The organism is Rubripirellula tenax (genome assembly GCF_007860125.1).
Lineage (GTDB): Bacteria > Planctomycetota > Planctomycetia > Pirellulales > Pirellulaceae > Rubripirellula > Rubripirellula tenax.
On the sequence record NZ_SJPW01000001.1, the window covers coordinates 1,097,477 to 1,114,047 of the forward strand.

The 16,571-nt window shown below is 56.4% G+C and carries 11 protein-coding genes and 1 tRNA gene; 4 read left to right on the forward strand and 8 right to left on the reverse strand.

Annotated elements, in window-relative coordinates; all coding sequences use genetic code 11:
* Nucleotides 1-119: 119 nt before the first annotated feature.
* Nucleotides 120-1,826, forward strand: a complete 1,707-nt coding sequence (locus Poly51_RS04065) for a HEAT repeat domain-containing protein (RefSeq protein WP_246114247.1) — start codon at nucleotides 120-122, stop codon at nucleotides 1,824-1,826.
* Nucleotides 1,827-1,912: 86 nt separating this feature from the next.
* Here Poly51_RS04065 and Poly51_RS31160 read toward each other — a convergent pair whose 3' ends face one another.
* A complete protein-coding gene (locus Poly51_RS31160) occupies nucleotides 1,913-2,635 on the reverse strand; it encodes a Dabb family protein (protein ID WP_146454465.1) in 723 nt (240 codons plus the stop codon).
* Between the two features lie 372 nt (nucleotides 2,636-3,007).
* On the opposite strand from Poly51_RS31160, the gene Poly51_RS04075 reads away from it, so the two are divergent.
* The gene (locus Poly51_RS04075) at nucleotides 3,008-3,433 is read left to right on the forward strand and encodes an ACT domain-containing protein (protein WP_146454467.1); all 426 of its coding nucleotides are present in this window, start codon (nucleotides 3,008-3,010) and stop codon (nucleotides 3,431-3,433) included.
* Between the two features lie 274 nt (nucleotides 3,434-3,707).
* A complete protein-coding gene (locus Poly51_RS04080) occupies nucleotides 3,708-5,051 on the forward strand; it encodes a family 16 glycosylhydrolase (protein WP_146454469.1) in 1,344 nt (447 codons plus the stop codon).
* Between the two features lie 80 nt (nucleotides 5,052-5,131).
* Here the strand turns inward: Poly51_RS04080 and Poly51_RS04085 are convergent, their stop codons facing one another.
* Together Poly51_RS04085 and Poly51_RS04090 are read right to left on the reverse strand one after the other, a co-directional pair.
* Complete coding sequence (locus tag Poly51_RS04085) at nucleotides 5,132-6,574, reverse strand: DUF1501 domain-containing protein (protein WP_146454471.1); 1,443 nt, start codon at nucleotides 6,572-6,574, stop codon at nucleotides 5,132-5,134.
* 39 nt (nucleotides 6,575-6,613) lie between these two features.
* Nucleotides 6,614-9,757 (reverse strand): PSD1 and planctomycete cytochrome C domain-containing protein, encoded by a 3,144-nt coding sequence (locus Poly51_RS04090; protein WP_186775326.1) that lies wholly within the window; start codon nucleotides 9,755-9,757, stop codon nucleotides 6,614-6,616.
* 34 nt (nucleotides 9,758-9,791) lie between these two features.
* Here Poly51_RS04090 and Poly51_RS04095 point away from each other — a divergent pair, with 34 nt between their 5' ends.
* On the forward strand, nucleotides 9,792-12,350 hold the full coding sequence (locus tag Poly51_RS04095) for a PVC-type heme-binding CxxCH protein (RefSeq protein ID WP_186775327.1): 2,559 nt from the start codon (nucleotides 9,792-9,794) through the stop codon (nucleotides 12,348-12,350).
* A 25-nt stretch (nucleotides 12,351-12,375) separates the two neighbouring features.
* On the opposite strand, the gene Poly51_RS04100 is transcribed toward Poly51_RS04095, so the two are convergent.
* The 5 genes from Poly51_RS04100 to Poly51_RS04120 form a co-directional block, all read right to left on the reverse strand.
* Nucleotides 12,376-12,789: a hypothetical protein gene (locus Poly51_RS04100; protein ID WP_146454478.1), complete on the reverse strand. Its 414-nt coding sequence runs from the start codon at nucleotides 12,787-12,789 to the stop codon at nucleotides 12,376-12,378.
* A gap of 207 nt (nucleotides 12,790-12,996) precedes the next feature.
* Nucleotides 12,997-13,590 carry a hypothetical protein gene (locus Poly51_RS04105; RefSeq protein WP_186775328.1) on the reverse strand — a complete coding sequence of 198 codons (594 nt, stop codon included), beginning with the start codon at nucleotides 13,588-13,590 and terminating at the stop codon, nucleotides 12,997-12,999.
* A 190-nt stretch (nucleotides 13,591-13,780) separates the two neighbouring features.
* Entirely contained in the window at nucleotides 13,781-14,374 is a 594-nt protein-coding gene (locus Poly51_RS04110) for a hypothetical protein (RefSeq protein WP_186775329.1), read from the reverse strand.
* 103 nt (nucleotides 14,375-14,477) lie between these two features.
* A tRNA-His gene (locus Poly51_RS04115) sits at nucleotides 14,478-14,553 on the reverse strand.
* Nucleotides 14,554-14,770: 217 nt separating this feature from the next.
* Complete coding sequence (locus Poly51_RS04120; RefSeq protein ID WP_146454483.1) at nucleotides 14,771-16,447, reverse strand: sigma-70 family RNA polymerase sigma factor; 1,677 nt, start codon at nucleotides 16,445-16,447, stop codon at nucleotides 14,771-14,773.
* Between the last annotated feature and the right edge of the window lie 124 nt (nucleotides 16,448-16,571).

Here is a 16,571-nt window from a genome sequence, read left to right on the forward strand (position 1 = left end):
GCGTGGGTTTCGGAGCCTCATTGTAGGGCCAGACTCGTATTGCTGCGAACGTCCCAAATGCTGTATCAAGCCGGATGATTGTGACCGTTTTTGCTTTGAAAATAGGGATGCGTGGCAGGATGCCGAAGCTCTCCGAAAGACCAAGACTACCGATCTTATTACTGGCGGCAGCCTGTGTTGCTGTGGCTGGGTGCTCGGTTTGGCGTGGCAAACCCGAAAAAGACGAGAACGAGGCGCTTCGCGCGTTGATGAAAGCACCTGCGCCGCCCGATTTGATTCGCGAAGCTGCGATTGCCAACGGGATGCAGGCGATCCAGGTCGATGGAGTCGGCGCGATCAACGGTCTGGTGGGCACCGGTGGCCCGGCCGACCCATCCATTTTTCGGGAACAACTTCTCGAAGAAATGAAACGTCGCGACATCGAGGACCCGAACCACTTCCTTGAATCACCCGATACGGCGCTGGTCCGCGTCCAAGCGACGATCCCGCCCGGAGCCCGCCGCGGCGATCCGCTTGACCTGCGAATTCTGGCACCGAAAGAAAGTCGCGCCGAAGACTTGGGCGGTGGTTGGTTGCTCGATACGCGTCTACGCCAACAGATGGCCGTGCAAAAGCAACTGATGCAAAGCTCCGTCCGTCAAAGCGAAGTGCTGGCGACCGGTACCGGACCGATCCTGACGCGAGCAGCCTATTCGCCATCGCAAGACGGCAATCTGAAAATCGAAGGCAACGTGATCTCCGGTGGCGTCGTTCAGGTCAGTCGAAAACTGGCGTTGATCTTGCGACCGCAGTATCGACACGTCGCCATGTCCAGCGGTATCGCTGCGGCCATCAATCGACGTTTCTTTTTCTTTGACGGAACAACGCGCCGAGGCATCGCCGAAGCCCTCGAGGACGACTTTGTCCAGTTAGAAGTTCACCCGCGCTACCGCGATAGCATTCCTCGCATGATGGAAGTCGTTCGCGCCATCGGAATCGAACCCGAAAACTCAGACACTCAAAAGCGGCTGACAACTCTGGGCACTAAACTTGCCAGCCCGGCAACGTCCGCCGACGCCGCGCTTCAATTGGAAGCACTCGGCGAGAGCGCGGTTCCGACGCTGTTGGAAGGCTTGAAGACGTCCAACCCGGAATTGAAGTTCTATGCTGCCGAGGCGCTCGCGTATCTTGATCGCACCGAGTCCGTCAAACCGCTGGAAGTGGCGATTCGCGACACACCCGCCTTCCGCGCTCCCGCGATGTTGGCACTTCAGGGTGTTAAGAGCCAAGACGCCATCGACGCGCTGAAACGGTTGATGGATCAACCGAGTATGGAAACGCGATACGGATCTTTCTGTTCAATCCGCCGTCGCTCGGACGGTCGTCGCCAATTGAACGGCCAATCGATGGGCGAATTCTGGGTATACCAAGTCAACTCGACCGCATCGCCAGCCATTGTGGTTTCGCTTCGTGAATCGCCGGAAATTGTGATGTTCGGCGTCCCGTCGCCACTGGTAATCCCTCAATTCATGCGAGGTCCCGGTGGGATCATGATCAAACCGGAATCCGACTCGCCCAACCAATTGCGGATCAGCCGGTTCCAGGTCGGTAAAGAAGACCAATTGGCCGTGGTGGACAACACATTGCCGTCGTTGATCGCCGGATTGGTTTCGATCGGCGGCGGTTACGGCGACGTCATCGAAGTGCTTCGAATTGCCAAGGATGAAGGTTACCTATCGGACCAGTTCGCGATCGATCCGCTTCCCAAGAGCATGCGGACGTACTATCGCGACGACGCGAACGCGGATCCCACTGTCGGTGATGAATTCGTGGATGCCGATCAGTAGGCAAAGGGATACATTTTCGCAAGCTGCTTCGACTGGGTTACCCTGCATGCGGAATCTACGATTCCGCTGGGTGCTTCGCTAACAAATCACTCGGCCCAGAAATCGATCACGCGAACCTTATCCAGGACGGGCAACAGAACTTCGACGAACGCTTCGTGATCAGCGTGCGGAAGATACGCCGCGCGGCCCTCTTCCGAATCGAACGTTACCATGAACGCGTGCGTGAATCCGTCGTCGTGTTTCTCGGGGCTGTTGTTGACGCCCCACTCAAACGCTTTGATGGAATCGATTTTCGATGGCAGTTGTGCGAACGCCGTTTCGACGGCGTGAATTTCTGCAACCGGCGCGTCGTCTTTGAATTTGAAGAAGACGGCATGCTTCAGTTCTTTTTCCAACGGGGCCGCCGATGGAGTTGCCCAATAGTCAACAACGAAGACCTCTTTCATGTGGGGCCGAAGCACTCCGCCAAACGCCGCGTGTTCAGGGTGTGGCAAGTATTCCGCTCGCCCGGCCTCATCGGCGAACGTCAACACGAATGCGTGCGTGAACCCGTCGTCGTGATCCTCGGGGCTGTTATTGGTGCCCCACTGGAACCCCTTGATGGAATCGATCTTGGTCGGCAACGCCTCAAACGCTTTCACAACGCCATCGACGTCCTCTTTGGTGGATGAATCCTTGAACGCGAAAAAGACAGCGTGCCGAAGAACCTTGCCGTCACCATCCGCCGCACCCGCGTCGGTCCCAACACACATCGACGCGGCAACCAGCGAAGCGGACAAACAAACCAAGCGGCGATACAGACGATTCATCAAGGGCTTTCAGTTAAACGGGTTCGAGCGACAGGAACAGACGCCCGACATTAACACGGACAGAGCAGGATTTCAAACAGGCGGGCGACTTCCGCTTGGCGAATCAGTTTTACGACCAAGGCAAAGATCGTCGTGGACCGCTCCGCCGATCCAATGCCTGGAACATGTTGGATTGCGGAGCAAGCCACGACAATCCGGACTGACCAGCTTCAAAAACTGACTTGCCCTGCCACAACGCGACGAAATATTGCCGTGCCTCACTCCGTCGGCTAGCATCCCCAGTCCAACGGCAACACCTCCTTTCGCTCGACGGTTACGCCTTCGTTTTGACGCGGCGTCTGCGAACCCTTTCGTCCGGGACAGTGATTTCCAATGAGCGGTGTTTCTGACCTTTCGACTCTGCTGGCGTCTCTGTCGCCTGTCGTGTCGCCCCACTTGTACGTGTTTCTGACGCGACCCGCCGCGACGTACGGTGCTGGTGGTGAGCTTGAGCCAATTGCCTCGTTCTGTGAACGCGAGGGACTCACAATCGTTGTCCGCAAAGATCGTGCTGATGCGGCGGGCGAGAACTATGAGGGGGAATACGCATTGATTTCGCTCAGCGTTCATTCCGATCTTCAAGCGGTCGGGTTAACCGCGGCGATCGCCGGCTCCCTCGCCGGGCGCGGGATCAGCGCGAACATCGTTGCAGCGTTTTACCACGACCATATCTTCGTGCCGTCATCACGGGCCGGCGATGCAATAGAAGTGCTTTCGCAGTTGGTTGCCAAAAACCAAACAAAGCCCCCGATCACGTAACCGGAGTTTTGTCAGCGTTCCGTTACGATCTCGAAGCGGCACGGTGTGAGGCTTTCGTCTAGCGAAACCGCGTCTACCAGTGGCGGAAAGCTTCATGGCGGCCGTAGCGGCGAGCGTGATTCTGAAATATCTCGCGGCAATACGAGCTCAGGGGCCTGGATGGGCTACGCTGTTGCTGGGCGGTTCCACGTAATTTGCGGCCGTCCAAAGTCAGCCCGAATCAAGAGTCATTCGTCGCTGCCGAATCAAAAAACAACGTTACCTTGGATGAATCATGCTTGCCTTGCTGTTACCTGCCAAGAAGCAATGTTTGTTACTTGCACTCGCATTACTTCCTACACAATGGTGTTCATTATCGGTCGCACAGGCGCCTTTTTCGGATCCCGAAAATTCTGGTGAATGGAAACTTGTTCCTTCGGTCAGCGATGAATTTAACGACGCGACGCTCGACTCTTCGAAATGGTTTGTCCAAGGCGTGGACGACAAATACGAGAACCGCTTTAAAGGCCGGGCTCCATCCCAGTTCGTGCCAGCAAACGTCGGCGTTAGCGATGGGGATTTAGTGATCACCTCCAAGTGGCAACCTGAATTCGGATTTGCGGACGAGCACTTTGGCGGCTTCAAGTACGAGAATGTCACCACCGGAGCCATCATCTCGAAGACTTCGTTTCTGTACGGCTATCTTGAAACAAGATGCAAAGCAGCCGACGGGCCGATTTCGAGTTCGTTTTGGACGATCGGCGGGAGGGGTGAATTGGATGTCTTCGAACACTATGGACTCAATCCCGACAGCACCGACGCGGGCAACCGATTGCAGTCTTCGTTCCATGACTGGAGAACTCCGGGAACACCCACGTATGGAAAACGCATTTGGACCAACGAGCATCAATTGCCGTTCCGGGTGGCCAGCGACTTCCATGTCTATGGATTGGAATGGTCGCCGCAAAATATCAAAATCTTTGTTGATGGAATCTTGGTTCGCTGTGCAAGCAAGAACGAAATCGGTGAACACTGGGTCGTTGACCAAGCACAAAAGGTGTGGCTGGATTCTGAAACGTTTCCTTGGGAAGTCGATCCAGGGAAACTCAAGCAAACCGACTTTCCAAACGGCGGTCAAAAGTTCATCGTCGACTACGTACGAATTTGGCAAAGCGACAAACCCGACGTCGCTTGCTCAGACAGCCCAACGTTGCTCAGTAACCCGATATTCGAAAGTAAGTTGGCGGACTGGCATGTCTCAGGCAAAGTCACTCTAAAGGAAGACGCTGCCAATAGTTGGGCGGGAAGCAATCATGTTGCTTTGGATGGTGGCGGCGAGGGTGCAATCGAACAAACCGTGCCCGTCAAACCCAACACAACCTACATCGTATCCGCTTACGCAAAATCGCCGGCGACGAATTACAAGGACGTCTACCATGATGCATGGTTGGGAGTCAAAAACTACGACGGCGATTTTCAGTCAGCTAGGTTTTTTAGGAGCTACTGGCATCGCAAGAGCCTTCAATTCAAAACGGGTCCGAAAGCAAAGACGGCAACAATATTTTTCACCAATCAATGGTCGGGCGAGCCGGTGCTGGTCGACAGCATTGACTTGATCGAAGCGGCAGTAGGACGATGAGCTTGCCGGCGAAGTTCGAACGGTCGCTCGTGATCCTTGTTCGCATCTCGGAACCGGTCGTATCAAGGCAAGCAAATTCGCTATGCGATGATGTCGTGGACCACACGTGAAGGCTCGACGCCGGTCAGCTTGATGTCGAGTCCCTGAAACGCTTTGCTGAATCGATGGTGATCGATTCCGAAAAGATGCAGCATCGTTGCGTGTAGATCGCGGACGTTGACGATGTTCTCGACCGCGTTGTAACCCAGTTCGTCCGTTGCTCCGTACGACGTGCCACCTTTCACGCCACCGCCGGCCATCCAAACGCTGAAACCGTTGATGTGGTGATCGCGACCGCTGCCCTGCGCCATCGGCGTTCTGCCGAACTCGCCGCCCCACAAAACCAGCGTGTCATCGAGCAGGCCGAGTCGTTTTAGGTCTTTGACCAACGCCGCGCTGGGGCGGTCGCAATCGCCTGCCGACGTGGTGAAGTTCTTTTCCAGATCGCCGTGGTGGTCCCATCCGCGATGGTAAAGCTGGACGACACGAACGCCTCGTTGCAGCAGTCGTCGCGCCAACAAACAATTCGATGCGAACGAACCGTCGCCGGGTCGTTTGACCCCGTACATGTCGAGAGTCTCCTGAGTCTCATCCGACATGTCGGCTAGCTCGGGGACCGCCGATTGCATTTGAAACGCCATCTCGTATTGAGCAATGCGAGTCGCAATCTCATCGTCTTCATGCTGTTTTTGCAGTAGTCCATTGAGCCGCTGGATCTCGTCGACGACCTGGCGTTGTGTCGATTGACAAACGCCATCGGGATTGCCGATGTAGTGAACCGGTTTTCCTTTGCTTTGAAACGCAACGCCCTGGAACTTGCTGGGCAAGAATCCCGCCGACCATTGCCGGGCCGATACCGGTTGAGCGCCGGGGCCCTGGGACGTCATCACGACATAGCCGGGAAGGTTCTCTGTCTCGGCCCCCAATCCATAAAGCATCCACGACCCCATCGATGGCCGACCCTTGATAATCGATCCGGTATTCATGAACGCGTGAGCGGTGTCGTGGTTGATCTGTTCCGTCTTCATGCTGCGCACGATCGTCATGTCGTCCGCAATGCCGCCGATGTGCGGAAACAGATCTGACATTTCCAATCCCGACTGGCCCCACTTCTTGAACTTCACAAACGACTTCCGTGCTTTTAGCGTTGCACCTTGCAGTTGTGCTAACTGTTGCCCCTCGGTGAACGAGGCGGGGAAGGGCTGGTCGTGGATCCGATCCAGTTCCGGCTTCGGGTCCAACGATTCGACGTGCGACGGGCCGCCGGCCATGCACAGGTGAACGATGCGTTTCGCCTTGGAAGCATGGTGGGGAAATCCGGGAAGGGCCGGCCATGGGTGTACGCTGCCGTCGGACGACGATGCCGTTGAAGTCGACGACATGATCGAACCCAGTGCCATCGAACCGATGCCGGCAAACGACTGCGATAAGAAAGTGCGGCGAGACCAGTCGCGACGAAGCGGTTGGGAGAACGACGGATTCATAGGGTTGGTTCAGTAAGGGCGTAGGCGAAGTCGTCGACGTTAGTAACGAGTGATGGTTTCATGCAAATTCAGGATCACACGGCAAACTTGACCTAACGCCGCCCGCTCGGCCGCATCGGGATCTTCGTCCACCGTGAAGCCCGAAGAATCGTCTGGGTGATCACGGAAATATTCCAACTGTGATTCGTACAGCGTCTTCAAGCCCGCCGCCTCTTCCGAACGCGGTGAGCGCGAAAGGGCGAAGTGAAACGCGAGATCAATCCGTTCGTCGAATGATCCATTCGGATTTGCGTTGATCAACCGATTCGAGAAAACGCGCGCGGCTTCGACGAACGACGGATCGTTCAGCAACGTGAGTGCTTGCTGAGGGCTGTTCGAGACCGTTCGATCGGCAACACACTCGTCGCGCGACGGTGCGTCAAAGTTGACGAGCATCGGATGCAAAAACGTTCGTTGCCAATGCATGTAAAGGCCTCGCCGATACTGTGCGAACGTGTCGTCGGCATCGTACGACCGATCGGGAAACTGCAGATTGCTGTAGTAGTCTTCGGGCTGATAGGGGAACACGCTGCGCCCGCCGATGATATCGGTCTGTAACAAGCCCGCGATCGCAAGTGCGTTGTCGCGAACCGATTCGGCTTCCAGTCGTCGGGCCGATTGTTGGGCCAGCAGTCGGTTGTAAGGGTCGATCTCTTTCAGGTCCGATCGAACGGCAGCGGCTTGCCGGTACGTGTTGCTGTTCACGATCATCCGCGTGATATTTTTCATGTTCCAGCCCTCGCGAAACTCACTCGCTAGGTAGTCAAGCAGTTCGGGGTGGCTGGGCCATTCGCCCTGACTGCCCAGATCGTCGAGCTTGTTCGATAAGCCTGCGCCGAAAAAGTGTTTCCAAGTTCGATTGACATAGTGACGGGCGACCAGTGGATTTTCGTCCGACGTCAACCATCGAGCCAAGTCCAACCGATTCAAGCGTCGATCGTCGGATCCGGCTTTCGGTTCCGAAACAGTACGGCCGAGAAATTCGGGGAACGCGGGCATCACAATCTCGCCGGACTCGTCCTGCCAATTGCCACGCGGCAAAACGCGAGCGACCGGAATGGCATCGGCCGGTACCGGTTGCGAAATCATTGTCAGTGCATATCCGCTGTGGCAATCAAGGATTCGGTCGCGAATCCGCTTGAAGTCGGACGATTGATCTTTGACTGGAACGACTGACGCATATCGCGCGGCGGCAACGATCGCCTTTGACGATGCGTCCATTTTCTGATCACGTTCCAAGTCGTCGATCGCGCCGGCAAGGGAATCGGGTGCAGTCGGTTGCCCTACCACGAAACGCGAAAACGGAGATACCGAAACGCGAAACTTTCCGATGTCGTCCGTCTTCAAGCGAACGATCAATCGCTCATGCGGATGCAGCGAAACAAGTTCGCTAAGGTGATAGACCGCCGTGTGGGGAAGCTGTGTTTCGGTCACGGGCAATTGCCAAACGGCGGGGCCGCTGCGCCAAGTTTCTTCCAGATAACGCGGGTCCAGCCCAGACCGGTACTGAGTCGGTTTCTGGCGATCGACTTGCCCCAATGCGATGGGAATTTCGCGGGTTTCGATCTTTCCGTCGCCATCGATCACATCATCACGCTGGATCGCCATGGCCATCGAGACAGCAAAGCGGCCGTCGGCGGAGCGTCCGACGAATCCGCCGTTGGCTTCATCGGGCAGAATTTCCAGTTGAACGGAGCGAAACGCGATCGCCTCGGTCGCAACATATTCCAATCGAATGACGTCCTTGCGCCGCGTTTTCCCCGTCGGAAGAACGTCCGCGTCGATGGTTTTGATTGGAGTCTCCTTTTCCGAGGAAACCGCCGTCGGTTTTACCGACATCCATCCATTGGGATGCGATCGCAACCAGTCTCGGGCGTCACGGGCCCACGCCAATGTTTCCGCGTTCAGTGGTGCATCGGAATCTGCTTCCGAGCCAACGGTCGATGCAAGGACATCTTCAAGCCGGGCGATTTCTTGCTTTAGCGTCGGAGACTCGAATCGCAACTCCGGTGGAAAGGGGAATTCGTTGTTGAAGCCCTCCAGGTCTTTGTTGGGGGTGTAACCGTAGCTGCTGTAGACACCCCATTGCCGCAGGTCATCAAAGAACGCGCCGAGCGAATAGAAATCCTTCGCCGTGAAGGGATCGTATTTGTGATTATGACACTCACAGCAGCCCGTCGTGGAACCCAACCACGCCGTACCGATCATCCGTACTCGGTCGGCCGTGTACTTCGCCCGATACTCGCCCGGCTGGGCGCCGCCCTCGCGAGTCATCATGTTCAAACGGTTCAGCCCGCTGGCGATCAACTGTTCGTCGGTCGGATCGTCCAGCAGATCGCCGGCCAATTGTTCCATCGTGAATTGATCGAACGGTTTGTTTTCGTTGATCGCGTTGATGACGTAATCACGATACGCAAAGATGCGTTGATTCTGGTCGCCGTGGTATCCGACGGTATCGGAAAACCGAACCAAGTCCAACCATTGGCTTGCCATCCGTTCGCCATAATGCGGCGACGCGAGCAACCGTTCGACCTGTTTCTCATACGCGTCGCTCGCAGCGTCGCCGACGAATGCATCGACTTCGTCGGGCGTGGGTGGAATCCCGATCAAGTCCAGGCTCAATCGTCTTAGCAGCGTCGCTTTGTCTGCCGTCGCAGACGGTTCGATTCCCTCGGCATCCAACCGTCGCCGAATGAAACCGTCGATCGCATTCCCGGATGAGGTCGCCGGCGGCGTCGGACGCACGATCGGCGCGTAAGACCAATGTTGTTCGTACTTGGAACCCTGATCAATCCAACGTTTGAAAATCGCTTTGTCATCCGCCGACAACTGATGGCGAAAGTCGGCTGGTGGCATCGGATCCTTGACGTCGATCAGACGCGCGTACACGGGTGACGCGTCGGCATCGCCGGGAACGATTGCCGATTCGGTTGCCAATTCGAACGAGTCCAACCGGAGTCCGCTTTCGTTGGTTTCTTCATCGGGCCCGTGACAGGCAAAGCACGTGTTCGACATGATCGGCCGAATGTGCGCGTTGAAACTGACTTGCTCAGAAATTCTTTCGTTCGTGGCGTCGGCGCCAAAGGCGTGAGCCACCGCAATTGCGGCAATGGCCGTAACGATCGGTCGAATCGGACGAAACATAGGTGCGTTCGGTTTTCGTTGCGTGGTTTTTCGGATGAACCCCACTATCATACCAGCCCGGCGATTGCTCGCGCGTTTGCGAATGGCGGGCATCAGCGTCGCGGTAACCGCTTCAACCGTAGATGAAAGTGACAACATGAACTGGCCTTTGTTCGGCAACGTTTGCATGCGATTCCTGCTCGCTTTCGGAACGGTGGCAATCAGCGTGACAGCCGCCGCCGCAAAACCTCCGGTCGTAATCGATCCCGACTTGACGATGGAGTTGGTCACTTCCGAACCGACGTTGGTGACACCCACGGGCTGCTGTTTCGACGACGCGGGTCGGTTGTTGGTGATCGAAAGCCATACGCACTTCCCACCCGAGGACTACGACGGCCCGAAGGTCGATCGCATTTACCGGTTCGACGACAGCGATGGTGACCGTATCGTCGATCGGCCGACGTTGTTTTACGAAGGCGGTGAAGCGTCGATGAACATTGCCAACTTGGGCGATGGATCGTTTGCCGTCGCAAGCCGCAGCCAGGTGATTCGTATCGCCGATCGCGATGACGATGGTCGGGCGGAAGCTCTCGAAGTCTTGCTGACTCACGAGACCAAAGCGAACTACCCGCACAACGGGCTGGGTGGTTTGACGCTCGGCAGCGACGGCTGGCTTTACGTTGGGCAGGGCGAGAATTTTGGCGAGCCCTATCAGGTCATCGGGTCCGACGGCTCGCGACAAGTCGGCGGTGGCGAAGGTGGGAACATTTTTCGATGTCGGCCGGATGGAAGCGACGTTCAACGTGTGGCGACAGGATTTTGGAATCCGTTCGGGTTGACCATGGACGGCGACGATCGATTCATTGCCGTTGATAATGATCCGGACGCGATGCCGCCCAATCGATTGCTTCATGTCGTCATGTCCGGTGACTACGGTTTTCAGTTTCGATTCGGACGCGCGGGAACGCATCCGCTGCAATGTTGGAACGGTGAGTTGCCGGGGACGCTACCGATGGTGACGGGCACCGGCGAGGCCGTTTGTGCCGTCGCGGTTGTCGGTGACCAACTGTGGACGACCAGTTGGGGCGACAATCGCATCGAACGCTACTCGATGTCGCCTCGCGGTGAGTCATTCCAAAGCGAAACAGAAGTCTTGGTTCAGGGCGGCGCCGATTTTCGGCCCGTCGGAATGGCGGTCGCGCCCGATGGATCCGTTTACATCACCGACTGGATCGACCGCAGCTACTCGGTCCATCGCAAAGGAAGGTTATGGCGAATCTCTCGCAAAGTTGATTCGCCACAACCGGCGACACAGTCAACATCGCCATCACCGGGAAGTGTTCACGCAAAGCATGATCCGCTTCAATCGTTGGCAAGCGACGATCCGTTTGTCCGACAATCGGGGATCGCTCGGTTGGCTTCCGAGGACCGACTCAGCAAGATTGACGCAAGCCGTCTGACGGCGGCACAGCAAGTCGGCGTTTTGACGGCATGGCGTTGGCGATCACTTTGTGATCCGCAATCGGTGTCCGATGCCATCGCGAGTCGGATCATTGCAGCCGGATTGCAAAGTGAATCAAGCGATGTGTTGGTCGCGTCGATGCGCTGGGCGACGGAGCGCGGTGACAAACAATGGTTGCCCGCGATTACGAACGTCATGAACCGCGACGACGGATCGGCGTCCACGTTTGCGGCCGCCATCGCATCGATCGCCTATCTCGAAACGGGATCTGCATCGGGCAAAACCAGAGACCCGGCGACCGAGCAACGGCTGTTCGAACTGGCGAGTGACGAATCACGCTCGCCCCAACTTAGGGCCTTTGCGGTGGAACGTATCCCGTTTGAATCGGATCTTCCGAGTGACGAAACGTTGGGAACTTGGCTCGTCAACCAACCCGATCGAAAACTGGCTCATGAAGTTGTCCGATTGCTGACCGCTCGGCGAGGCGATTCGGCAAACGAGGTTCTCGAGTCGATTGTTGGGAATCCGTCACTTGATCCGCAGACTCGCGCCGATGCCCTGGCGGGCTTATCGATGGACCACGCTCACGCTACCCATTTGATGCAGGATTGGGCATCGTCTGATCAACCCATTGAATTGAGCGCCGAAGCGGTACGCGTTGGATCCAATCCCGCGACCGACCATGGCACCAGCCCGCCGGCAAGCGATCTGGATGCTTGGGACGCGCTGGTCGGCGATGGCGGCGATCCGGACGCGGGTGCAAGAGTGTTTCTTAGACGTCAATGTGCAGCGTGCCACATGCACTCCGGGCGCGGCGCCCGAACGGGACCTGACCTGACGACATTGGCGGGCAGAATGTCACGGCGTCGCGTTCTCGAATCCATCCTGCAACCGAGTAAAGAAGTCGGGCCGTTGTACGTACCGTGGATGGTGTTGACGACCGACGGGATTGTCCGAACGGGCATCAAGTTGCATGCGCCTGGCGTCGGCCAAGCCGCTCGCTATCAGGGTGCCGATGGAACGATGTTCGACATCCCTCTAAACGAAATCGAAATACAGAAAGCAACGGAGACTTCGATCATGCCAACGGGACTGGAACGATCCATGAGCGTCGACGAGATGCGAGATCTGCTGAAGTTTCTAGTGCAATGAATCGCGTGCGGCGAACTCGTTTCGCCTATGAAATCGAATGCACGATCATCATGACAACAACCATCACGCAAAAGATCGCGATGCCAGTCGCTGACATCTTTCGGGCAAATGCTAGGCGCCCACGAATCACGCCGAATGCGGCGAACACAAGGCATACGCCGGAAACATCCATCCCGGTCGCGACGACGTGGTCGATAGTTTGACGGGGTATCGAATTGCGATGGTCGACGCCGGTGCTGGCGTGCATGGCAAGGCCCAAGACTAACGCAAAGAGTGCGACGAATAGCAGCGACCCGATCGCCATCACGCGAGGAAACGTCAACTCTTCCTCCGTCGCGGCCACCCTCGGATTTGGCCCCGCGACTTTCGTCGGCAACGAATCGTTCAGCGATGTGGTGAAAGGGTTGTTGTCGCTCGATTCCGGTTGAATAGAAGTCACTTCATTTGCTCATTTGGTTTTGCGCATTGCCGCGTGACTTCACAGGCTACGGAACGCGAATTGCCGGACCTTACTCATCGATGCAAACTCCATTGCCGGACGCGATTGCCATAAATCCGAGAGCTGGACGGAGACTGAAATTCAGGCGAAATCTAACACAGCCTCTCGGCTGAACGGCGGCTCGTAGGATTGCGACGACCGCAATTGCTACGGTTCAACTCGCGTTGGCGAATCGGGAGCCGGTTGGCTTACCGTTGCAACCAGATAGAAACCGTCGCCGGATGTCAAACCACCAACGAGCACGGGTTCGCCGAATTGAAACGAGTAGGTGCCCTGGATCGTTCGCTCTTTCACAAGCGGACTGGAAGCCGCGACGTCGTCGTTCGCCAAGCTTGACGACGTATAGTCGATCGTCATTGCGACCGAATCCGATGATCGTTTTGCAGTCACCTTGAGAATCGTACCAATCTCAATCTGCTCCCAACGCTGGCTAACACCGTCGCCATCGGAAGCCAGCACAGGCAATCGAATCCGCTCGCTGGAACGAAACTGGGACACGCAATCACTAAGCGTTGAAAGCCGGATGGTTCGAGCGGGTTTCGCATCTCCCTCAGTCAGCAAAGCAACAATCTCGCTGGGCGAAGAACTGGCATCCTCATCAATCTCAGCACGATATTCGCACACCGTCACGACCAGCTTCGATGCAGGTTCATCCAAGTCGGTCTCTGCCTGCGCGAGTATCGGGAGCAGCGCCGTTACCCCAAAGAACAACCAACCGATGGAGTGAGTTTTAATTCGCATGAAAATAGCTCTCGGTAGCGTAACGTGTGGTGACCAACAGGGACAGGAAAGGTAATCATAGCACTTCCGAAACGCTCGGCATGGGTTGACCCTCCTTTTCCATGAAGGCCGGTCGTAATCGAGGGGCATGGTCATCAAGTCAACAAACACAAAACGGATGGATACTGTGCAACGCTGATGTGCGCCATGGTCATCCGTCATTTTTAGAATTTCGCTTCAACGTGAAATCCTGGTCAAGATTGATGTCGTAAAACTCTGGGATCGTCACATCCACTTCCACGTGGATCAGCACACGATCAACGCTCATTGTTTTGAGAGTAACGGTTGACTTGCGGATCTCGGATTCCGCGACGAGGGATCCCATGTGATCACCGAAGGTCCGGACCGTAAATTCGCCGGGCAGCATCAAGGTGTAGCGTCGATCATGAGGCTGGGCTTCGCCTTTGCGATCGGGAGGAATTGGGAAAAGAGCGAATTGATCTCCAACGGCGGCGTCTTTGGGCAATTGGATGACAACTTCAAAGCCGCCGTGCTGACCATAGACTTCATGCTCGGGCCGATAGTGATGCAGCACGATGCAAGAACCATTGCCACGGATGTCACCGGCATACTGCCAGCCGAAATCCCAACGCTGTGTCGCGATACCGTTCGACCGATCGTTCCACAAAAATCGGTCAACGGCTTGATTGGGATCTTGTGGCCGAAGCCACTTCCAAGCACCAAATGTCACTGCCGAAAACGCAGCGAAAAGGAGAAGCGTTCGAATGGTGAAACGTGAGCTCAATGCAATCAGACGCTCAGCGTAGTTGACGGCCCCCGCCCGATCCAAGGACGTGTTTCCCAGGTCCGCTTAGAACCAGTTAGGCAACAACGTGCCTTGAAAGAAGGGGTGGAAGACGGGACTCGAACCCGCGACTTCTGGTACCACAAACCAGCGCTCTAACCAACTGAGCTACATCCACCGTGATCTGGGCGTGCCGCCGGGGACGGCCTGCCTGATGTCCCAAAATCTATCTTGATCGCCGAATCTGGTCAAGCGTCGTCCGATTCAGGGCATCCAGAGTACAGACGGCCGATTTATCGGGCGGGTTCGGCTAAAAATGTTGGGCCGAAAATGCCGGTGGCCGACCGGAGAACGGTCGGCCACGGCGATCTAATCGAAACCGGTCGAGTTCCTGGCTTAGAGGGCTTCGCTGCCTTCGAGCATTTGAATCTCGGCTCCGTCCAAGAAGCTGACCAGCGACTTGGCGCGATACGGTTGTTGCAGTTTGCGGACCGCTTTGCTCTCGATTTGGCGAACCCGTTCTCGAGTGACTTGGAAAATCCGTCCGACTTCTTCCAGCGTGTAGGTGTAACCGTCCGCCAAGCCGTAACGAAGACGCAGAATTTCGCGTTCGCGATAATTCAATGTTTCCATCGCCCGTTCGATCTGGACCTTCAACGCTTCGCGGTTCGTTTCCATCAACGGATCGATGTCGCGGTGGTCTTCCAAGAATTCGCCGAACACGCTTTCTTCGTGATCGCCGATCGGTTGATCCAGCGACAAGGGTTGGCGGCTCATCTTCAAAATGATTCGTGTATCGTCCAGCGACATGCCGCTGCGGGCACACACTTCTTCGGGCGTGGGTTCGCGGCCGTTTTCTTGGACCAAGTCACGCGTGATCTGGCGGACTTTGTTCATCGTGTCGATCATGTGAACCGGCACGCGGATCGTGCGGCTTTGGTCGGCGATGGCTCGGGTGATCGCTTGACGAATCCACCACGTTGCGTAGGTGCTGAACTTGTAGCCGCGAGCGTGTTCGAACTTGTCGACCGCCCGCATCAGTCCCGTGTTGCCCTCTTGGATCAAGTCTAAGAACGACAGACCGCGGTTGCGATACTTCTTGGCGATCGAAACCACCAAACGCAAGTTGCCGGCGGACAGGACTCGCTTGGCGGCATCGTAGTCGTCACGGTACGCATCGCAGCGTTTGATTCGACGCGACAAGGTCGCAGGCGTCTCGAACGTCAAACGCATCAGGTACGTCAGTTCGCTCTTCAATTCAGCGACGGTCGCCATGCCTGGCAACGCGAGCGATTCTTTGTCCGCCAATGTGGTGCGGATTTCGGTCATGCGTTCGTTGGCACGGCGCAGTTTTTCAAAAATCGGTTGCAGCCGATTGGTACGCAGATTCATTTCCTCGATCAATCGCACCGCTTTGTTGCGGCGAATGACCAAGTTCTTCCAAGCGGCCCGGCGTTGACGCATCGGGACCTTGCGGTTGATGGCCGTCATGTAGTCGGCGCGGTTTTGCGACAACAGGTGCTGGAGCGTTCGCACGTTGGGAACGATCCGCAACATGATCGCCTTCTTTTCCGGCGCGTTGGTCACGCTGACTTCGATCGTGCGGTCCAGTCGCAGGGTTTTGTCACGGACCTGTTCGAGCAACTTCAGGGCGCCTTGCAGCATGAAGTCGGTGGCCATCATCGTTTGACGATAGCGGTCGCGTGTCTTTTCGATCTGGCGGGCGGCCGAGACTTCTTGGTCGCGGGTCAGAAGCGGAATCTGGCCCATCTGCATCAAGTACATCCGAACCGGGTCCTCGGTGGGGTCGGCGGTGTATTCGTCGCGGCGACGCGGACGGTCGTCTTCGACGGCGACTTCATCATCGATCGCATCGGTCAAGTCTTGACCCATGACGCGATTTCGACGGCTGACGGATTCGTCGGCATCGAACGCATCATCTTGCAGACTGCGGCTGATAAACTTCTTTCCCACGAGCGGCTCCTCGTAACCTAGTTCGTAACGATCGGTTTGGTCCGAGAGAGTCCAAGCAGGAGCAGTGCCATCGCTCCAACTGGGTAGGGCATAAATCATAGCAAGTCGTTATCTGCAAAGAGGTTGCGTGAAAAGTAACCGAAAACGCCGACCCCTCGTGCGTTGTGAATTGTCCACACGATGACGTTGCCAAAAAACAACGTGTGTCGTGACGGTGACTCAC